The sequence below is a fragment of the Sphingobacterium sp. HSC-15S19 genome (assembly GCF_050433745.1).
Taxonomy (GTDB): Bacteria; Bacteroidota; Bacteroidia; order Sphingobacteriales; family Sphingobacteriaceae; genus Sphingobacterium; species Sphingobacterium siyangense.
The window spans coordinates 58764-77318 of the sequence record NZ_JBNPWQ010000024.1 but is presented as its reverse complement, the minus strand read 5'-3'; the positions used below and the strand labels follow the sequence as shown (position 1 = coordinate 77318).

At 40.4% G+C, this 18555-nt stretch carries 17 protein-coding genes; all 17 read right to left on the bottom strand.

The features are described 5' to 3' along the window. Nucleotides 1–4: 4 nt before the first annotated feature. The 17 genes from L1283_RS18995 to L1283_RS18915 all read right to left on the bottom strand — a co-directional run bounded on the left by L1283_RS18995 (nt 5) and on the right by L1283_RS18915 (nt 18400). On the bottom strand, nt 5–2497 hold the full coding sequence (locus L1283_RS18995; protein WP_286849170.1) for a DUF5686 family protein: 2493 nt from the start codon (nt 2495–2497) through the stop codon (nt 5–7). Between the two features lie 174 nt (nt 2498–2671). Further along, on the bottom strand, nt 2672–4048 hold the full coding sequence (locus tag L1283_RS18990) for an NADH-quinone oxidoreductase subunit N (protein WP_286849168.1): 1377 nt from the start codon (nt 4046–4048) through the stop codon (nt 2672–2674). 17 nt (nt 4049–4065) lie between these two features. Then, nucleotides 4066–5508 (bottom strand): complex I subunit 4 family protein, encoded by a 1443-nt coding sequence (locus tag L1283_RS18985; RefSeq protein WP_312352510.1) that lies wholly within the window; start codon nt 5506–5508, stop codon nt 4066–4068. 14 nt (nt 5509–5522) lie between these two features. Next, nucleotides 5523–7445 carry an NADH-quinone oxidoreductase subunit L gene (gene nuoL, locus L1283_RS18980; protein ID WP_429626380.1) on the bottom strand — a complete coding sequence of 641 codons (1923 nt, stop codon included), beginning with the start codon at nt 7443–7445 and terminating at the stop codon, nt 5523–5525. Nucleotides 7446–7464: 19 nt separating this feature from the next. After that, nucleotides 7465–7794: an NADH-quinone oxidoreductase subunit NuoK gene (gene nuoK, locus L1283_RS18975; RefSeq protein ID WP_046673084.1), complete on the bottom strand. Its 330-nt coding sequence runs from the start codon at nt 7792–7794 to the stop codon at nt 7465–7467. Then, the gene (locus L1283_RS18970; RefSeq protein ID WP_070560985.1) at nt 7794–8291 is read right to left on the bottom strand and encodes an NADH-quinone oxidoreductase subunit J family protein; all 498 of its coding nucleotides are present in this window, start codon (nt 8289–8291) and stop codon (nt 7794–7796) included. The genes nuoK and L1283_RS18970 overlap by 1 nt, the downstream gene beginning before the upstream one ends. A gap of 11 nt (nt 8292–8302) precedes the next feature. Beyond that, nucleotides 8303–8812, bottom strand: a complete 510-nt coding sequence (locus tag L1283_RS18965; RefSeq protein WP_112375105.1) for a NuoI/complex I 23 kDa subunit family protein — start codon at nt 8810–8812, stop codon at nt 8303–8305. Nucleotides 8813–8825: 13 nt separating this feature from the next. Continuing rightward, nucleotides 8826–9869 (bottom strand): NADH-quinone oxidoreductase subunit NuoH, encoded by a 1044-nt coding sequence (gene nuoH / locus L1283_RS18960; RefSeq protein ID WP_201639978.1) that lies wholly within the window; start codon nt 9867–9869, stop codon nt 8826–8828. Nucleotides 9870–9877: 8 nt separating this feature from the next. Beyond that, entirely contained in the window at nt 9878–10897 is a 1020-nt protein-coding gene (locus L1283_RS18955) for a 2Fe-2S iron-sulfur cluster-binding protein (RefSeq protein WP_112375106.1), read from the bottom strand. A gap of 30 nt (nt 10898–10927) precedes the next feature. After that, nucleotides 10928–12283, bottom strand: a complete 1356-nt coding sequence (gene nuoF, locus L1283_RS18950) for an NADH-quinone oxidoreductase subunit NuoF (protein ID WP_075990304.1) — start codon at nt 12281–12283, stop codon at nt 10928–10930. Nucleotide 12284: 1 nt separating this feature from the next. Further along, nucleotides 12285–12806, bottom strand: a complete 522-nt coding sequence (nuoE, locus tag L1283_RS18945) for a complex I 24 kDa subunit family protein (protein WP_286849161.1) — start codon at nt 12804–12806, stop codon at nt 12285–12287. Beyond that, the gene (locus tag L1283_RS18940; protein WP_075990306.1) at nt 12799–14034 is read right to left on the bottom strand and encodes an NADH-quinone oxidoreductase subunit D; all 1236 of its coding nucleotides are present in this window, start codon (nt 14032–14034) and stop codon (nt 12799–12801) included. Before L1283_RS18940 ends, nuoE begins: the two co-directional genes overlap by 8 nt. A 10-nt stretch (nt 14035–14044) precedes the next feature. Next, nucleotides 14045–14542 (bottom strand): NADH-quinone oxidoreductase subunit C, encoded by a 498-nt coding sequence (locus L1283_RS18935; protein ID WP_075990307.1) that lies wholly within the window; start codon nt 14540–14542, stop codon nt 14045–14047. Continuing rightward, nucleotides 14543–15094, bottom strand: a complete 552-nt coding sequence (locus tag L1283_RS18930) for an NADH-quinone oxidoreductase subunit B (protein WP_088163315.1) — start codon at nt 15092–15094, stop codon at nt 14543–14545. 60 nt (nt 15095–15154) lie between these two features. Beyond that, nucleotides 15155–15529: an NADH-quinone oxidoreductase subunit A gene (locus tag L1283_RS18925; protein WP_088163316.1), complete on the bottom strand. Its 375-nt coding sequence runs from the start codon at nt 15527–15529 to the stop codon at nt 15155–15157. Nucleotides 15530–15648: 119 nt separating this feature from the next. After that, nucleotides 15649–17448: a tetratricopeptide repeat protein gene (locus tag L1283_RS18920; RefSeq protein ID WP_088163317.1), complete on the bottom strand. Its 1800-nt coding sequence runs from the start codon at nt 17446–17448 to the stop codon at nt 15649–15651. Nucleotides 17449–17473: 25 nt separating this feature from the next. Continuing rightward, nucleotides 17474–18400: a PstS family phosphate ABC transporter substrate-binding protein gene (locus L1283_RS18915; RefSeq protein WP_172462423.1), complete on the bottom strand. Its 927-nt coding sequence runs from the start codon at nt 18398–18400 to the stop codon at nt 17474–17476. Between the last annotated feature and the right edge of the window lie 155 nt (nt 18401–18555).

Here is an 18555-nt window from a genome sequence, read left to right as displayed (position 1 = left end):
ATTGCTAAAAATTAAAATGTAAGGATGCCGTAAAAGTATCAGAAGGAACTCCTTCACCGCCTTTATAGCTTAATCTCTTTTTATACTCTAATCTAATCAATTTAAAGATATTATCCACCCCCACAAGTCCTTCTACATAAGGTTTGTTACGCACTGCTTTTGTTTGAATAATACCATCCTTGTCCGCTTCAAACTGAATATTTTCGGGCGTAATAAAGGGATTGTTGGCATCGCTTAACTTTCCATAAAAAGCCTTGAATCCTGTTACTTCACGCCACTTTAACCGTCTGAACAAAGGAATTCTATTAAAAAAGAAACCATTCCAATTGTGGTAATAAGTTAATTTCAAAAACTGGTCTGAAACAAATTCCGAGGTCGCCATCAAGTCAAAATTCACTAACGGTCCTTGCTTATCTTTAGTGACTTCTGGAAGTTCCAGTAAAGTATAAGGCAGGTGTTTCCCCCAAATTCTCCCGCCTGAGAATTCAAAATCAGCCTGCCCTGCTGGCGATAAGAACAATCGTTTGAACACACTGAACCGCAACGCATCATAACTATAATCTGCCCCCCAAAATCCTTTCAGGCCTTTATTATATTGCAGGGTAAAAATGGGATATTTATTTTCTACTGTTCCCCTGTCGAGATTATGATAAGTAAATTCTTCATTCGGAGCCCAACGCAAAATTAGCTGTAGATCATTTGTATTTACTTGGCGGACTGTATCGGATGAAGGTAGACTATTGATATAAAACAAATCACCGCGAGGTTGTCTGCGGGTATGTGTAAATGCCGTTCCTACACTAATATGGTTCCCAAATTCGATCAGATGATCGATACGATAGATATCATTAAACTGCCATTTATTAGGCCTGTTTTTTCCAAAAGAACGGAAGAAACCATCTCCTTTTAAAAAACCCAAACCTCGCCCCGGTTCCATAACGTCGTGCTGTACGGTAAAGCGCAAATAATTTGCTGGAAACTGAACAATACGTTCTCCATTTAAAGTAAGTGCCGTACTCAGGTAGTATTTTAGCGCCTTGTCTTTATCACCATAGGCTGTGTATCCTTCAATGTAGGCTTTTTCCGAAAACAAGCGTGTTGTTCGACCACTCATCCTAAAACGATTCCCTTCGTAATTATTACGGCTATAAAGATATTCCAGTGGACCAAACTCAACTTTCCCGGCATTATAATACCCCTTTGCCAATAAATAGCCCAATGCTACTAACTGATTAAAAGAACGCATATTCTGTACCGAATCAACTTTTTGATATGCCCCTACTTCAGTATGGCTTAATGGGCTTGGTCTGACCCCTACTATGGGTACATGCGGTGCGGACTGGAGGAGATACCTTTTTTCAACAGGTACACCAGCAAAATTCTCATTCGAAATAGAATCGGTGCGATGTCCTAAGTATTGGGTTTCCCTGCGCCCATACAATACATCCGACTTGCTCCCGCCAAATAACATTTTCAGGTCTGCATGAACGGGAAGCATGCTACCGTTTTTAAATTCGCTATAGCTGAGATCTATCTGCACGTCATTTATCCAATTGATATTTGCAGTACGTCCGATATTCAATGTCGCGCGATGAACCGCATACCTTGTATCATCTGAGATCAGTAGATCACCATAGAAGAGCAGATCAATTTCCGATTTACCTTCAAAATGGAGTTCAATATAATCCTTCCCCTCGATCTTTATCGTATCTTGAATTTTGTACCTATAAAACGCTGTAGCACCGGTAGCAATAGGGCTTAAGATACCCTTGTTTGTGACCTGAATCGTATTATCGTAGAGATCAACATCACGGAGTATCGTCTGGAACCGTGTCTGCCAATTATCATTGTTAAAAAAGCGTGGATTTAATTCGGTCTGATTGTGGCTGATGACAATCTTCTTACTACGATCTGGATTATGGGATGAATAGATATTGGCATAGTTTTCTTCCAAATAAAAGGGTGCAATGGTCTGCCCCCTAAAAGCTGTAGAATCGACATTTTCAAAGAGGAATCGGAATGGTTTCGGAAATTTTTTCGCTTTATCCTCAGGATTGACAAAACCAAATTGCGTCTTCTCATATTCGTCAAAACGAATTTCAGGTATACGGGTATAATGATTTTGTGGTCGATGTGCTATCACCTGTTCGATCAGTGCAATAGCTGGATCTTTAGGCTTTTTGTTTTTTCTATTGACCACGACCTCCTCTAATGTATTATTCGAGGCAATTAAATGCACCGTCAGCATAGAATCTTGTAACCGACGAACATCCACTGTCCTGCGCTCATACCCCACTGCTCCAAATACAAGCTGTCTGTATTTCTTGATATCTTGAATCTTAAAATACCCAAGGGTATCGCTGCTACCACCGCTATCTTCCCCAAGCCAGTTGATTGAAACCCTTGAAATGCCCTTGCCTGTTTGTGCATCAACGACCTTTCCACGAATAAAGTCCTGTGCAATTACTTGTTCGCAGATAACGAAGAAAAGTAACACACATAAAACATGAATCGAAAAAGATTTAACACACACTTTAAACGCCATCTGCAATTTGATAGGATTTCTTTTTTACAATATACAATTTGTATGCAAGAGTTATACCAATAAAAATAAAAAAAGCACAGCGAAATCGCCATGCTCTAATAAACAACAAGTATTTTAACAGAAACTTTATATTAATTTTAAAAGGCAGTCTGGATATACCCCAATTAATATGGTAAGCATTACGGCAAGGAATAATACCAATGAATAATTCCACTGCACATTGACACAGGATTCGTCACTGTCTCTAAAGTACATCGCAACGACAACTTTTAAGTAGTAATACACGGCAATGCCTGCATTGATTACCGCCAATACGAGCAAAACAATATGATAATTTTCCATAACAGAAGAAAACATCATAAACTTACCAATAAATCCAGCTGTCAGTGGTATTCCCGCAAGAGAAAGCATGGCTATCGTGATAGCAAATGCGAGCAAAGGATTTCGTTTACCCAAGCCATTAAAACCTTCAAAATGCTCAGAGCCGGTCGTTTTCTTGACAAGGATCAATCCCGTAAAGGCAACAATGGTTGCCAGTGAATAGGCAAGGCCATAAGCAAAGATACTATTAGCCGAAGTGGCCCCTACTGCTACAATCGCAAATAACATATACCCAGCATGCGAAACACTTGAATAAGCAAGCATACGTTTGAAGGAAGACTGCATTAATGCAGAAATATTTCCAACAAATAAGGTGAGAACAGCGATCACTAAGAAAACCGGAGTCCAAAAATCTTGTAAAGGCAATAGACTATAACTGAATAAACGTAACAATCCGGCGAACGAAGCAACTTTAACGACCGTACTCATATAACTCGTAATCAGTATCGGAGCCCCATCATAAACATCTGGTGTCCAGAAATGAAAGGGAACAGCCCCCACCTTGAACGTCAGTCCCACAATGAGGAGCAATATACCTCCATAAAACAAAGGCGAAATTGCATGCGGGTTATTGACGACATAGTTTTTGATTTCACTTAAATCAAATGATCCGGTAGCACCGTATAACAGGGCAATACCAAACAGCAGAAACCCAGTAGAGAAAGCTCCCATCAAAAAGTACTTTAATGCAGCTTCATTTGATGCTTTGTCTCTTTTACGTATACCGACCAAAATATAAAGCGCTACAGACATAATTTCAATACCTAAAAAAAGCATTGAAAAATTATGATAACTATTCACAAGAACAGCACCTGTGAGAGAGAAAATCAATAATGAATAATACTCCGCAATTTGTCCCTCCTCATCAAAATATCCCTTTGAGATTACAAAGATGCACAAGGTAACCGCGATACATAAGATCGAGAAAGCAATAGCATAATGATCAAAATGAACCATCCCACTATAGAGAGGTCCGCTGATAGACGTCCAGTCATTCCATAAGAAACCAATTGCGACCAAGAAGCCAAGAATAGAAACAGGCAGCAGCATAGATTTCATCTTGAATAAGCCAAGGTAAAGGACGACTAATGCTAATATCGAAAGTGTAATTATTGCACCCATACAATTAAATATATCTATTATCTGCCTAAAAATGTACTTAAAACTTCCACAGAACCTGCAGAAAGGTTCAATAGGAAATTAGGGAATATACCAATATAAAGGATCAAGACAGAGACCACTGTCAATACAATAAGTTCCGTTCCTTTTACATCTTCAAATTGTATAGTTCTTTCGGTCGTTTCTCCCAGCATCGTTCCTTGATAAAGCCTAAGGATATAAACTGCACCCAGAATTAAGGTTAAACCCGCAAAAACAGCAAACCAAAATCCATATTGAAAGACGCCTTTCAATAATAAAAACTCACCAATAAATCCATTTGTTAACGGTAACCCCACTGCTCCCATACAAATAATCATAAAGAAGATGGCCAACCGAGGCGCCTTGCTTGCTATTCCACCAAGCTCAGTAAGACGACGTGTCTGTGTGCGTTGCTGTATAATATCCAACACATAAAAAAGTCCTATCACAGAAATACCGTGATTTAACATTTGAATAGTTGCTCCACTCAGGCCATTGGTATTCCATGTGAAGACACCAGCGCTAATTAAGCCAACGTGGGCTATTGATGAATATGCGATCAATCGCTTCACATCATCTTGTTTAATTGCAATAATGGAAGCATAAACGATCCCAATGACGCATAAGATCATTGCAAAATGTCCGTATACAGCAATACCAGCTGGTGCGATAGGCAATAGCCAACGCATTAAACCATAAACCCCCATCTTGAGCATGATACCCGCCAACAACATCGTGCCTGCTGCAGGTGCGTTTGTATACGTATTGGGTTGCCAAGTATGAAAAGGAAAAATTGGTATTTTGATGGCGAAAGCAACAAAAAAAGCCCAAAATAACCATCGCTGTGTGTTTTCCCCCAAATCTAATGCAATAAATGAAGTCCATTCAAAATCACGATTGGGCACTTGTTGATAGAGATAAAGAATACCGATCAACATCAAAAGGCTACCCAAAAAAGTATAAATAAAGAATTTCAAATTTACGCGAATACGATCTCCTTCACCCCAAAGTGCACAAATAAAATAAATCGGAATCAAGGCAATCTCCCACCCCACATAAAAAGTAAAGGCATCCAAGGCCATAAATACGAGCAGTAAGCCCGCTTGCATAAAAGCCATTAAAGCATAAAAGTTTCCTTTATAATCCTTCTTAAAGGTTGTGGCAATAATTAAAGGCATCAGCCCATTCGTCAATAAGATCAACGGCAAGCTAATTCCATCAACGCCGATATGAAAATGAATATGCAATGAAGAAATCCATAGCCAATTTTGTTCAAATTGCATTCCGCCATTTGCGTCAAAAGTACAAAGGAAAGGAATAGTCAAAGCCAAAGACAGTAATGATAAAATCAAGGCAATAGACTTTGCAGCATTGGTCTTTAAAAACGTTAGAATCAATGCGCTTATTAACGGCAATAAAATAAGTAAAAACAAGTTATCCATCGATTATACCAAAATTAAAGACTCAACAATCCATAGATGAAAATGGCAATCACCCCAATTACCATCATCAATAAATAAAAACCAACATTACCATTCTGGAGCAAACGCAATACTTTTCCTGTATCAAATGTTGCTTTCCCGGCACCGTTAACAACACCGTCAATCCCACGTTGATCCACAACATTCCCGAAGAAAGCCGAGAGCCAATTGATCGGACGTACAATGATGCTATCATAAAGTTCATCCACGTAAAACTTATTGTAAGATAGATTCGCCAAGAAACTTCTGGTACCTTCTCCCGCTTCAGGTAACTGTTGTCGTTTAACATACTTATTAAAGGCTAAAGCAACCATAATCAATACTCCAACAACAGAAACGGCCATTAATAAATATTCAGTACTGTGTTCCAAATGATGAGTTGCAGGTATTATCGCTTTTCCCTCTGAGAACACTGGCGCCAGGAAATCCTCAAGCCAATGATTACCTCCCAAAACAGCTGGTAAGTTGATCACGCCTCCAACCACAGAAAGTATAGCCAATACAATGAGTGGCATGGTCATACTCTTTGGAGATTCATGCAAATGATGTTTTTGTTCTTCCGTGCCACGGAATGTTCCAAAAAAGGTCATAAACAGCATCCTAAACATATAGAATGCCGTCATTAATGCGCCAATAAAACCTAAACCCCATAAGACCGGACTAGCGGCAAAAGCCCCCGCCAATATTTCGTCTTTCGAGAAGAAGCCAGAGAATGGTGGAATTCCTGCAATCGCAATTGTCCCCATCAACATCGTCAGATAAGTAATAGGCATTGCTTTCTTCAAGCCGCCCATTTTACGCATATCCTGTTCCTCACTCATACCATGTATAACAGATCCGGCCCCTAAGAATAGTAATGCTTTGAAAAAGGCATGAGTCAATACATGGAAAAATGCTCCCGTAAATGCTCCGACACCAAGGCCAAGGAACATATACCCAAGTTGTGAAACGGTTGAATACGCCAATACCTTCTTAATATCATTCTGCGTCAGTGCAATCGCAGCCGCCAATAGTGCTGTACAGATAGCTATGACAGAAATGAGCTGCAACGTAAACGGTGAAAGGATAAACAATACATTGGAACGTGCAATCATATAAATACCGGCTGTAACCATCGTCGCCGCATGGATCAGGGCCGACACGGGTGTCGGGCCAGCCATGGCATCTGGCAACCAGGTAAACAAAGGTATCTGCGCCGATTTACCTGTTGCAGCAATAAACAACAAAATGGTAATGCTAACGACTGTGATATCACCAACAGCAAAATTCTTGGCCGCAGGAAATACAGTTGAAAATTCTAAGGATCCAAAAGTTCCAAGGATTAAAAATACCGCAAGTAGAAAACCTAAATCACCTATTCTATTCATCACAAATGCTTTTTTTGCCGCATTTGCATACGAACTATTCTTATACCAAAAGCCGATCAATAAATAAGAACATAGCCCTACACCTTCCCAGCCGATGAACATGACCAGGTAATTGGATCCCAATACCAATAGCAACATAAAAAAGATAAAGAGATTCAAATAGGCGAAGAACTTACCAAATCCATGATCATGATGCATATAACCAATGGAATAGACATGGATAAGGAAACCAATTCCGGTAACGATTAAGAGCATGATCGCACTTAACGGATCTACCAAAAAGGACAGACCTATCTTGAGATTGCCCACTGCAATCCAATCAAATACATGTTGTTCAATGATGCCTGCTTGTCCAGCTTGTCTCGCTTGGTAGACTTCGGAGAACAGAAGGCAGCTACATACAAAAGAAATAAGCACAACAGCGCTGCCAACAGCGCCTATCATACCTTTGGAAAAGGTATTCCTACCCAATCCATTAACTATAAACCCGATTAAGGGCAAAAGGGGAATCAACCAAACTAATTCACTCATCGTATTTATTTCTTAAGTTCTACCAACGAAGTTTATTTAAGGAATCGATATCCACAGACTTCGTATTCCGATATACCATAATAATAATCGCCAAGCCAACGGCAACTTCTGCCGCCGCCAATGCCATGATAAAGAAGACAAAGACCTGTCCTGACGAATCGCCATGCTGCACTGAAAAAGCAGCTAAAAGAAGATTCACCGCATTCAGCATCAACTCAATAGACATCATAATAATAATGACGTTACGGCGAATAAGAACACCGATAACACCAATAACGAAAATAATCGCACAAAAAATCAGATAATGATTTATTGGCACCCCCTGCAACTGTTGAACAACTGTTTCCATTAGATTTGTTTAGGTTCTTTCTTAGCTAATAATATTGCTCCAATCATTGCTGTCAATAACAATAATGATGATAACTCAAAAGGAAGCAAAAATTCGTTAAACAACACCTTACCCAGATTCTTAACCAACCCTATTTCCGGATTAACAACAGTTAAGGGATTAGAAATGTCAAATACGCGGTATACACCGAAGAAAGTCACCAATAGGCAACAACCGGCGATAGCACCCATAAACTTAACCAGATTGGATTTCATGGGTTCGGTATCCTTGTTCAGGTTGAGCAGCATCAGTACAAATAAAAACAACACCATGATGGCTCCCATATATACGATGAAATTCACCACAGCCAAAAACTGTGCATTCAAAAGAATATAATGTATTGTAAACGTAAAAAACGTAATGACCAGATACAGTACACTGTGTACAGGATTTTTTGTAAAAATGGTCAGCAGCGCAAAGAAAATAGACAAGAAGGCTACAAAATAAAATACTGTCATAATTTCCTGGTTTAGCTCTTTAATTTGGTAATATCAAAAGTTGGTTCTACCAATTTATCTTTTCCATAGATAAAATCCTTACGGAGATAATCTGCTGTCACATGTGGTCCATCCAGGTAGATCGCTTCTTTCGGACAGGCCTCTTCACATAGACCACAGAAAATACATCGCAACATATTGATTTCATATACTGACGCATACTTTTCCTCGCGGTAAAGATTTTCTTCACCTTTTTTTCGCTCGGAAGCAGTCATTGTAATCGCCTCTGCAGGGCAGGACAAAGCACATAATCCACAGGCTGTACACCGCTCACGCCCTTCCTCATCACGTTTGAGCGAATGTTGCCCCCTGAAGTTTTTCGAATAAGGTCTTATTTCCTCAGGATATTTAATGGTTGGAATTTTCTTAAAAAAATGCCTTAATGTAATGCGTAAACCTTTGATAATAGCGGGAAAGTAGATTCTTTCCGAAAATGTCATCGGTTTTTGTTCAATTACTTTTTTACGATTGGTTAGTTGCATAAAAAGTCCTTTCTTATGAGAAATAAGTATCTTTAATCAATGTAAATACACCTGTAAGTACAATATTGGCAATAGCCAATGGAATCAACATCTTCCAGCCTAGATTCATCAATTGATCGTAGCGGAAACGTGGTAAAGTCCAACGCACCCACATAAAGAAAAAGATAAACAGCAATATTTTAATGAAGAATACAACCACCCCGATGATCGTGACCATATTGGCAGACAATCCCATATCATTCATAAAAGGGAAATTATATCCGCCAAAATAGAGTGATGCCATCAATGCAGAGGAAACGAACATGTTAATATATTCGGAAAACATGTAGAGTCCCAATTTCATGGAGGAGTACTCCGTATGGTAACCACCAACAAGCTCCGTTTCACATTCCGGCAAATCAAATGGAACCCGATTACATTCGGCAAAAGCACAGACCATAAAAATGATAAAGCCCAGCGGCTGTGCCCAGATATTCCAATTGACAAAACCCGACTGCTGCGCAACAATTTCTTCGAGTGTCAAAGTGCGAGTTACCATCAATAGCGCAATAAGTGATAATCCCATTGCAATCTCATAACTGATACTCTGTGATGCTGCACGAATTGCCCCCATAAGTGAGAATTTATTATTGGAAGCCCATCCGCCCAACATGATACCATATACACCTAATGCAATCACACCAAACATATACAACACCCCTACATTGATCCCTTGTGCAACCTGCAAAGAAATCGTTCGGTCTCCAATCTGTAGCTCCTGCCCCCAGGGAATAACGGCTGAACTAATACATGCCGTTATAATCGCAATTGTAGGCCCCAAAATAAAGAGCACCTTATGTGCGCCTGCCGGGATAATTTCCTCTTTAAAGAAGAATTTACCACCATCACACAGTGGTTGCAAGATACCAAAGAGACCAGCCCGATCAGGACCATATCGATCTTGCATAAAGCCTGCAATTTTACGTTCCGCAAGTGTCGAATACATCGCGATCACCAAGGTGATAACGAATACAATAGACACCAGTATTAATTTTTCTATGACAAAAGACCACTCCATGTTTGTGATTATTTCAATTTTTCTGTTCTAGCCAACTGTTCGCGATTTTGTTCCTGTAGTATCGGATTCTCCTTAACAATTTTCGGCGGATTAAATAACTCGTAGTGATTGGCAGAAATGACGGAATGTCGGTCTATTTCTGTTGGTTCCTCCAACACCCAATTGCTCGTTTTTTTCTGATCAAAGCGACAGGTATTACAGATAAACTCTTCCACTTCACCAAACTCATCCTTTCGAGCAGTTACCCGAATGACCTCTTCTCCCTTATACCATAAGGTTACCTTACCCGAACATGTCGGACAATCGCGATGTGCATCGACAGGCTTCGTAAACCATACCCTATTCTTGAAACGGAAGGTTTTATCTGTCAAAGCTCCCACAGGACATACATCAATAACATTTCCGGAGAAATCGTTATCGATTACATTTTCGATATAAGTCGATATCTCGGCGTGATCTCCTCGTCCTAAGATACCGTGTACACGCTGGTCGGTCAACTGATTTGCGACATAAACACAACGGTAACATAAGATACAACGGTTCATATGCAATTGGATCTTATCGCCCAGATCAATGCGTTCGAAGGTACGTCGATCGAATTCGTAGCGTGTATGAGCACTACCGTGTTCATATCCAAGATCCTGCAATTTACATTCACCAGCCTGATCGCAGATTGGACAATCTAAGGGATGGTTAATCAATAAGATTTCAACAACACCTTTTCTTGCTTCCACCACCTCTGGCGAAGTAATATTTTGTACTTCCATACCGTCCATCACCGTTGTACGACAAGAAGCCACCAATTTCGGCATCGGTCTTGGATCTTTTTCAGATCCCTTGGAGACTTTTACCAAACAGGTACGGCATTTACCGCCACTCCCCTCCAGTTTGGAGTAGTAACACATTGCCGGAGGGACTATATCGCCGCCGATCTGTCTCGCTGCATTTAATATGCTTGTCCCAGGAGCAACCTCTACCGGTATACCATCGATGGTGACCTTAAACTTTACATCTTCCGCTTCTGCCATGATATGATTAATTTATCGTTACAGCTTCTATTATGATACTATTGGTTGTAAAGGATCAGCATAATGTGCCAGTCCATAATTCCGTGTTTGTGACTCTTCCGGATGCAGGATATGCCATTCAAATTCATCCCTAAAGTGTCGTATTGCAGCTGCCACAGGCCATGCTGCAGCATCCCCTAATGGACAGATTGTATTGCCTTCAATTTTCCGCTGCACATCCCACAGCAAATCAATGTCTGACATCGAGCCGTGACCGCTCTCGATCTTATGCAACACCTTCTCCATCCAGCCTGTTCCTTCACGACAAGGCGAACATTGACCACAGCTTTCATGATGATAGAATCGCGCAAAATTCCAGGTATTACGCACCACGCACTGATCCTCATCAAATACGATAAAACCACCTGATCCGAGCATTGTACCAGTTTGGAAGCCACCATCAGCCAATGACTCATAAGTCATCAATCGACTATTTCCAGCAGCAGTTTTCAAGATCAGATTAGCCGGTAAAATAGGCACCGAAGAGCCTCCGGCCACGACAGCCTTCATTCGTTTTCCGTTGGCAATACCACCACAATATTCGTCCGAGTAAATAAATTCTTCAACAGGCAGACCGAGTTCGATCTCGTAGACACCTGGTTTTACAATATTTCCGCTAGCGGAAATTAATTTTGTTCCGGTACTACGCTCTACACCGATCTTAGCATACTCTTCACCACCCAAATTTATAATGGGAACTGTCGTTGCAATAGATTCCACATTATTCACCACTGTCGGGCAGTTATATAAACCCGCTATCGCCGGAAAAGGGGGTTTAATACGCGGATTACCTCGTTTACCTTCTAAAGACTCTAATAAAGCCGTTTCCTCACCACAGATATACGCTCCACCTCCCGGTTGAACATAGATCTCCAGATCATACCCCGAACCTAAAATATTTTTACCCAAAAACCCTTTTTCCTTGGCTTCAGCAATAGCACGCTCCAAAATTCTGATCTGTGGCATCATCTCTCCACGCACATAGATATACGACGTGTGAGCCCCCAAAGCGAAGCTGGATACAATCATTCCCTCAATGAGTGCATGCGGAATATGTGTCATTAAATAACGGTCTTTGAATGTCCCTGGCTCAGACTCGTCGGCATTACAGACCAAATAGCGTGGCACCCCCTCAGGTTTAGCCAAAAAGGACCATTTCATCCCCGTAGGAAAACCAGCTCCCCCACGGCCACGTAATCCAGACTTCTTAACTTCTTCGACAACATCCTCAGGAGACATTGTCTTTAATACTTTTTCAACAGCAACATAACCACCTTTTTGTCGATAGACCTCAAAGGTATTGATGCCCGGAACATCGATATGAGTCAACAAAAGTTTACGTGCCATATTATTCTGTTTTAGCTTTTAAATTATCAATCAATTCGTCGACTTTATCTTCTGTCAGATTCTCATAGAATGTATATTCAGGGCCAATCTGTAAGACTGGTCCGAAACCACAGGCAGCCAAACATTCTACACCACGCCAAGAGAAAAGCCCATCGCTTGTGACCTGCCCCTCCTTTACACCGAGCTTTTGCTCTAAATGCCCCATAATACGCTCTGCACCGACCAAACAACAAGGCCCGGTACGGCAAATCTCCAGTACGTATTTTCCTTTGGGTTGCAACAGGAACATGGTATAGAAGGTTGCCACCTCATATACCTCAATCGGTAATATATTCAGGTAAACAGCAACCTTATCCATCGCATCTGCGCTGACCCAGCCGTATTCCGCCTGAACCAAATGTAAAATGGACAATAAGCCCGATTTCTGCTTTCCTTCGGGATAACGGCTTACCACTTCTCCAAACTTGGCTAACAATTCTGGAGAAAACGTTACATTTTCATTATGTTGTTTTACACTAAGCATCTAATTCTCCAGCTATAACGTTAAGACTACTCATATTTATAATAGCATCTGAAATCAGCATTCCTGCACTCATTGGTGCAAACATCTGATAATTGACAAAAGAAGGTCTCCTGAAATGCAGACGATAAGGTGACCGTCCACCATCATGAATCAAATAAAAACCAAGTTCACCATTTGCCCCTTCGACCGCATGATAAACTTCGGCTTTAGGTGTATCCACCTCACCCATGACGATTTTAAAGTGGTAAATTAGAGCTTCCATATTGGTATACACCTGTTCTTTCGGAGGTAAATAGAAATCAGGAACCTCCGCATGGAAGACTCCTTTAGGCTCTTTCTCAATTTTCGCTAATGCCTGTTCAATAATCCGAAGTGATTGCCACATTTCGGCATTGCGAACCATGAAACGATCGTATACATCACCTGTCGTGCCAACAGGCACATCGAAATCAAATTCTTCATACGAGCAATAAGGATTCTGTACACGCACATCGTAATCTACACCTGTCGCACGTAAAATAGGACCAGACCAGCCATAATCCAGGGCATCTTCTGCTGTTACAGCAGCAACACCCGACGTTCGTTCTATAAAAATGCGGTTACGAACAAACAACTCTTCAAACTCTTGCAATACCGGAGGATAGCGTTTCAGAAATTCACGTATTTTCTCAAAGGCTATAGCATTGAAATCACGCTCGAAGCCTCCAATACGACCAATGTTCGTTGTCAGACGAGCGCCACAGATTTCTTCAAAGATTTCATAGATAAACTCGCGTTCCTGCATCACATACAAAAAGCCCGAAAAAGCACCCGTATCTACCCCCAAAATACCATTACAAATAATATGATCCGCAATACGGGCAAGCTCCATGACGATAACACGCATATATTGCACCCGCTTAGGAATCTCTATTTTAAGTAATTTTTCAACGGTCATATGCCAGCCCATATTATTGATTGGAGACGAGCAATAGTTTAGACGATCAGTCAAAGGTGTTATTTGATAAAAAGGTCGATGTTCAGCAATTTTTTCAAATGCGCGGTGAATATAACCGATCGTGGACACGCCACTCACAATACGCTCGCCATCGATTTGTACCACGTTCTGAAATACGCCATGCGTGGCGGGATGCGTGGGACCAATATTCAGGGTAATCAACTCGTCTTGCGGATCGTTGTCTTCGAAGACAGGCTGATTAGATGTTATCTTGCTTATAAATTCGCTCATATCGTATAAATTAACGGCCGAAATACAAATCTTTCTTATCTACGCGATTTGGATCCTCTAAAGGATATTCCTTACGCATTGGAAACACCTCCATATCATCTACATTCAAAATCCTCCTCAAATCGGGATGTCCTATAAAATTGACACCAAAAAAATCAAAAGTCTCACGCTCCATCCAGTTCGCACCTTTCCAAACGACGGTTGCTGTCGGAATCTCAGGATTCGGCCCATACAAAAAGACCTTCACTCGGATTCGGATATTATGAACGAGACTATGAATATGATAAACCACAGCAAACTCCTTTTCTAAATGCGGATAATGTACCGCCGTAATATCCGTGAGATGGATAAACTGCAACTCCTTATTCGATTTCAAGAAACGAAGTACATCAATCACATCTTCCGTATCCACGACAATCGTCAATAAATTGTGTGCATCTTGAATTTCGTTAATCTTTGCCGGAAAATTTCCTTGGAGCTTATCCAATAAAAAACTGTTTTCCATCATCTATTTATTTGTATGTATTCCGTACTTCTCAAGCAGCGCTTTGTATTCGGGTGTATTTCTCCGGTTCAATGATTCATTCTTTACAATATCCTGTAGACGCAACACACCATCCAAAATTGCTTCTGGACGGGGAGGACAACCAGGCACGTACACATCAACCGGTATAATTTCGTCTATTCCTTGTAGCACAGAATACGTATCGAAAATACCCCCACTAGATGCACAGGCCCCTACAGCAATTACCCAGCGCGGCTCGGCCATTTGGATATACACCTGCTTTAACACCGGAGCCATTTTCTTAGCGATGGTACCCATCACCAATAGCATATCTGCCTGACGCGGCGAAAAACTCGGGCGTTCGGCACCAAATCTAGCCAAATCGTAAGTAGAGCCCATCGTAGCCATAAACTCGATACCACAGCAGGATGTGGCAAAGGGTAAAGGCCATAAGGAGTTGGCTCGGGCCAAGCCAATGGCTTTGTCCAAACTTGTCGCAAAAAAACCTGCGCCTTCTACTCCCGGAGGAGCTTCTGCCAATTTTATATCACTCATGAAAAGTCGATTTATAGGTTTAAGTATTGCTGGCCCAAAGGCCAACCATCACGGGAATATCTAATCCCAACTCAATGCTTTTTTCTTGATCACATAGATAAAGCCCAACAAGAGCAGTCCCATGAAAATAAACATCTCGATCAAGCCCTGTAGTCCCATTTCCCGGAAGTTGACTGCCCATGGATACATGAAAATAACTTCAACATCAAATATGACAAACAGGATAGCGACCAAAAAATATTTTATGGAGAAAGGCTGCCTGGCATTTCCGACAACTTCAATTCCCGACTCAAAAGCTCCAAGCTTGTTTTCCGTGCGGACTTTTGGCCCGATAAGATGTGTAATAATTATGGTACCTACTCCAAATCCTACAGCTACTAAAAGCTGTATAAATATAGGCAAGTAGTCTATCGGCATACTATTGGCTTGCTCCATCTCAATTAAAATTTATATTGGTAACTATCTCTAAATATAGAGATTTCAAGGTAAAAATCAAAACAAAAAAGGCGTAGATATTACTATCTACGCCTAATTTAGAATGATTTTATTTAAGCTTATTTCAGGCCCTCTAAGTAACCTTTAACAGCTTCATTTGCCGGATCTATAGCCAATACTTTTTGGAAGCACTCCTTCGCTTTAGGAAGATCTTGCTTCACGTAATAGTAAAGTCCGATATATGTATTTGCATCGATCAAATAATTTTTATTCTTCTCTTGTGCGCCACGTTGATTGATGGTTTCGATCAATTTTTGGAATGGTGCAACAAAATCACCTTTAGGTTGCTCCAAGTTGTCCGCGGTTAAGGCAGCAAAAGCTTTATAATAAAGCGCATTGATCAAATATTTATCTTGTGCTTCTTTATTGTCTGTCGTTTCAATAACAGATAAGAAAGTCTGTGCTTTTTGCAAATCAGCAATTGCTTTATCTCTCAATTCTTGATTAACGACGACTTGTTCTTCATTCTTACTAGCAGCATCTTCCTTTGCACCGATTTGGTAATAGGCTTCTCCAGCATAGTAGTTTGCATCAAACAAATATGTTTTGTTATCTTTATAAGAAGCAACTAGCTCGAATAAAGAGGCTGCTGTCTGCAATTCTTGCTCTTGGTATTTAGCAAATGCCAACTCAGCTGTTTCTCCCAACAATTCTTTGTCTAAATCAATTGCTTTCTTAATATCAGCAATACCCTTTTGAATATTCGCCGTATTCTCTGCTGTCAATACCGGAGCCGCAGTAGCCGTGCTATCTGCACCAGCAGCCGCTGGTTTTGGGCTATTTGCAGCAATCTCAGACATACCTAGATACATATAATCCAATGGAATTACACGATCTTTTTCCATTTTGCTAAACATCTGGTTTAAGTACTCCAATGCTTTCGGATAATCTTTAGCTTTTTGGAAGGCGATATACCCCAAATAACGATAGATTTTTGGATCTACAGAAGGGTTTTGAGCTAATTCTTCAGAAACTACTTTCAAATCGTCGTATTGACGCGCGTAAACCAAGAAATCGGCATAACGGATTTTAGCTTCCAATGAATTATCACCCGCAACTTCCAGGTATTTTTTGTATTGCTCAACACCTTTTTTATTTAACTCGACATATTTCTCGTCAGAAGTACCCGGCAATCTAGACCATTGGTTATATGTTTCAGCCAACTCACGGTAAGTAGGTGCGTATGCCGGAGTTTCTGTAGCGATAGTCTGCAATTGTCCAATTGCCTCATCAAAAGCCTGCGCTCCACGTACGATAACAGCCTGTCCAACTTTCGCTTGTACTGAATTTGGATCGATATCAGTCGCTTCACCATAGCTTGTATAAGCTAATGAACCTTCTTTTAAACCACGGTATGCATCACCTAATGCGATAGGAATTGCAACATCTTTTTTGTTTTTTTCTTTCGCTTGCGTTAGGTATTCCAAAGCTTTCGCATAATCGGGCTCAGGCGTTTTTATATATGCACGACCGATTTCCAATAATGGCTCGTAATCTTTCTTACCTAATTTTGCTGTTGCCAAAGCGAATTTAGATTCAGCGCTCGCTTTATCCTTTTTCATTAAGTCAACATAGCCCAAACCTACATTGTTGATTGTAGCCTTTGGATCAGCAGCCAAACCTTGGTTGAAAATCGCAGCGGCAGAATCCGCTCTGTCGTTTACCAAATAAATTTGACCCAAATAGAAATAATTATCTCCATTCTTAGGTTGCTTAGTCACTAACTGTTGAAGGATAGTTTTCGCTTTACCATAATTTTCAGCCTCGATGGCTGCTCTAGCATCTTTCAAACTTTGTGCACTTACTGTGCCCACAGATCCCGCCAATAAAAGACTAAATAATAATTTACTGTTTGTCATAATCTATTTTTGTACTATTTATTATCTATTTAATATAACTTTCATCTCTAATAATGATCTCACGTCCAGGCATTGTAGCAGGAACCAGTCCAGCTTTCAATACAATACGTTGTCCACGATCTCCTGTCAAAAAGGCACTGAAGCCTAAACCTAAGCCCATATTCGGCTGATAGTTCATAATGTAGACAGGTCTTACAAAAGGATATAAGCCGTCGGCGATAGTAGATTGGGATGGTCTATAAAAACTGACCTTTTCGCCCTCCTTACCAACACTTTCGATGCTCAATGTACGAATTTTATCCAATAAATTCGAATTTTTTTCTACAGCTTTTAAATACCAATTATAACCAATAACGCCTACTGTATTCGCATTCTCGCTCACATATTTCATCACATCCTCACTATCTTTCAAAGCAGAAACAGCTTTCGGATCGATTTTGTTCAATTTAAAATAATCTTTCAAATAGCGCAGTGTGCTTGAATTGGCGTTGTCAAAGATCAGTCGTTGTCCTGCTAAGTTACCTTCCAACAAAGACTTAACGTCTTTTTGAGGCATTATAGTATCAGCACTGTTACGATTATTGATCAATACAACGGCATCCGACGCCATTTGGAATATTTTAGGTTGAATACCTCGCTTTTTAAAGTAGCTATCTTCCTCATTTGTCAGCTTGCGCGTCAACACAACCACATAGGCCGAATCGCCAAGCAATGCATTCACCGCTTTAATTTCAGGACGAGCAATAAGCTCCAAACTCGAATTTGGATAAGAACTCTCAAACACATCCGCAGATTCTTGGATAATAGGCAACAAAGTTTGATCCACAATAACGGGTAGCTTACCCGTTAGAATATCATCGCTCTCTTTCGTTTGCTTTGTTTTATTTTCGCAGGAAACAAAAATGCCCATACAGATGCCAAGCATCACAAGAATCATTTTATATTTTCTCATATGATACATCATAAAATAAGACAGTTTAATTAAAAAATAGTTTAATTTTTGAAGAGAGAATTGGTTTTAGCCAAAAAGAAGAGGGCAGTTAATTAAAAATTATTTTGCCAAAGCCGCACAAATCGCATAAAAGAATACAGGATCAATACGACACC

What these genes read in the sequence shown, in the direction of transcription:
- nuoL (WP_429626380.1), bottom strand. Translation starts at nt 7,445, where the DNA reads ATGAGTGAATTAGTTTGGTTGATTCCCCTTTTGCCCTTAATCGGGTTT.
- L1283_RS18930 (WP_088163315.1), bottom strand. Translation starts at nt 15,094, where the DNA reads ATGAGTGATATAAAATTGGCAGAAGCTCCTCCGGGAGTAGAAGGCGCA.
- nuoF (WP_075990304.1), bottom strand. Translation starts at nt 12,283, where the DNA reads ATGGCACGTAAACTTTTGTTGACTCATATCGATGTTCCGGGCATCAAT.
- nuoH (WP_201639978.1), bottom strand. Translation starts at nt 9,869, where the DNA reads ATGGAGTGGTCTTTTGTCATAGAAAAATTAATACTGGTGTCTATTGTA.
- L1283_RS18990 (WP_286849168.1), bottom strand. Translation starts at nt 4,048, where the DNA reads ATGGGTGCAATAATTACACTTTCGATATTAGCATTAGTCGTCCTTTAC.
- L1283_RS18965 (WP_112375105.1), bottom strand. Translation starts at nt 8,812, where the DNA reads ATGCAACTAACCAATCGTAAAAAAGTAATTGAACAAAAACCGATGACA.
- L1283_RS18920 (WP_088163317.1), bottom strand. Translation starts at nt 17,448, where the DNA reads ATGACAAACAGTAAATTATTATTTAGTCTTTTATTGGCGGGATCTGTG.
- L1283_RS18940 (WP_075990306.1), bottom strand. Translation starts at nt 14,034, where the DNA reads ATGAGCGAATTTATAAGCAAGATAACATCTAATCAGCCTGTCTTCGAA.
- L1283_RS18925 (WP_088163316.1), bottom strand. Translation starts at nt 15,529, where the DNA reads ATGGAGCAAGCCAATAGTATGCCGATAGACTACTTGCCTATATTTATA.
- L1283_RS18985 (WP_312352510.1), bottom strand. Translation starts at nt 5,508, where the DNA reads ATGGATAACTTGTTTTTACTTATTTTATTGCCGTTAATAAGCGCATTG.
- nuoK (WP_046673084.1), bottom strand. Translation starts at nt 7,794, where the DNA reads ATGGAAACAGTTGTTCAACAGTTGCAGGGGGTGCCAATAAATCATTAT.
- L1283_RS18935 (WP_075990307.1), bottom strand. Translation starts at nt 14,542, where the DNA reads ATGATGGAAAACAGTTTTTTATTGGATAAGCTCCAAGGAAATTTTCCG.
- L1283_RS18970 (WP_070560985.1), bottom strand. Translation starts at nt 8,291, where the DNA reads ATGACAGTATTTTATTTTGTAGCCTTCTTGTCTATTTTCTTTGCGCTG.
- L1283_RS18915 (WP_172462423.1), bottom strand. Translation starts at nt 18,400, where the DNA reads ATGAGAAAATATAAAATGATTCTTGTGATGCTTGGCATCTGTATGGGC.
- nuoE (WP_286849161.1), bottom strand. Translation starts at nt 12,806, where the DNA reads ATGCTTAGTGTAAAACAACATAATGAAAATGTAACGTTTTCTCCAGAA.
- L1283_RS18955 (WP_112375106.1), bottom strand. Translation starts at nt 10,897, where the DNA reads ATGGCAGAAGCGGAAGATGTAAAGTTTAAGGTCACCATCGATGGTATA.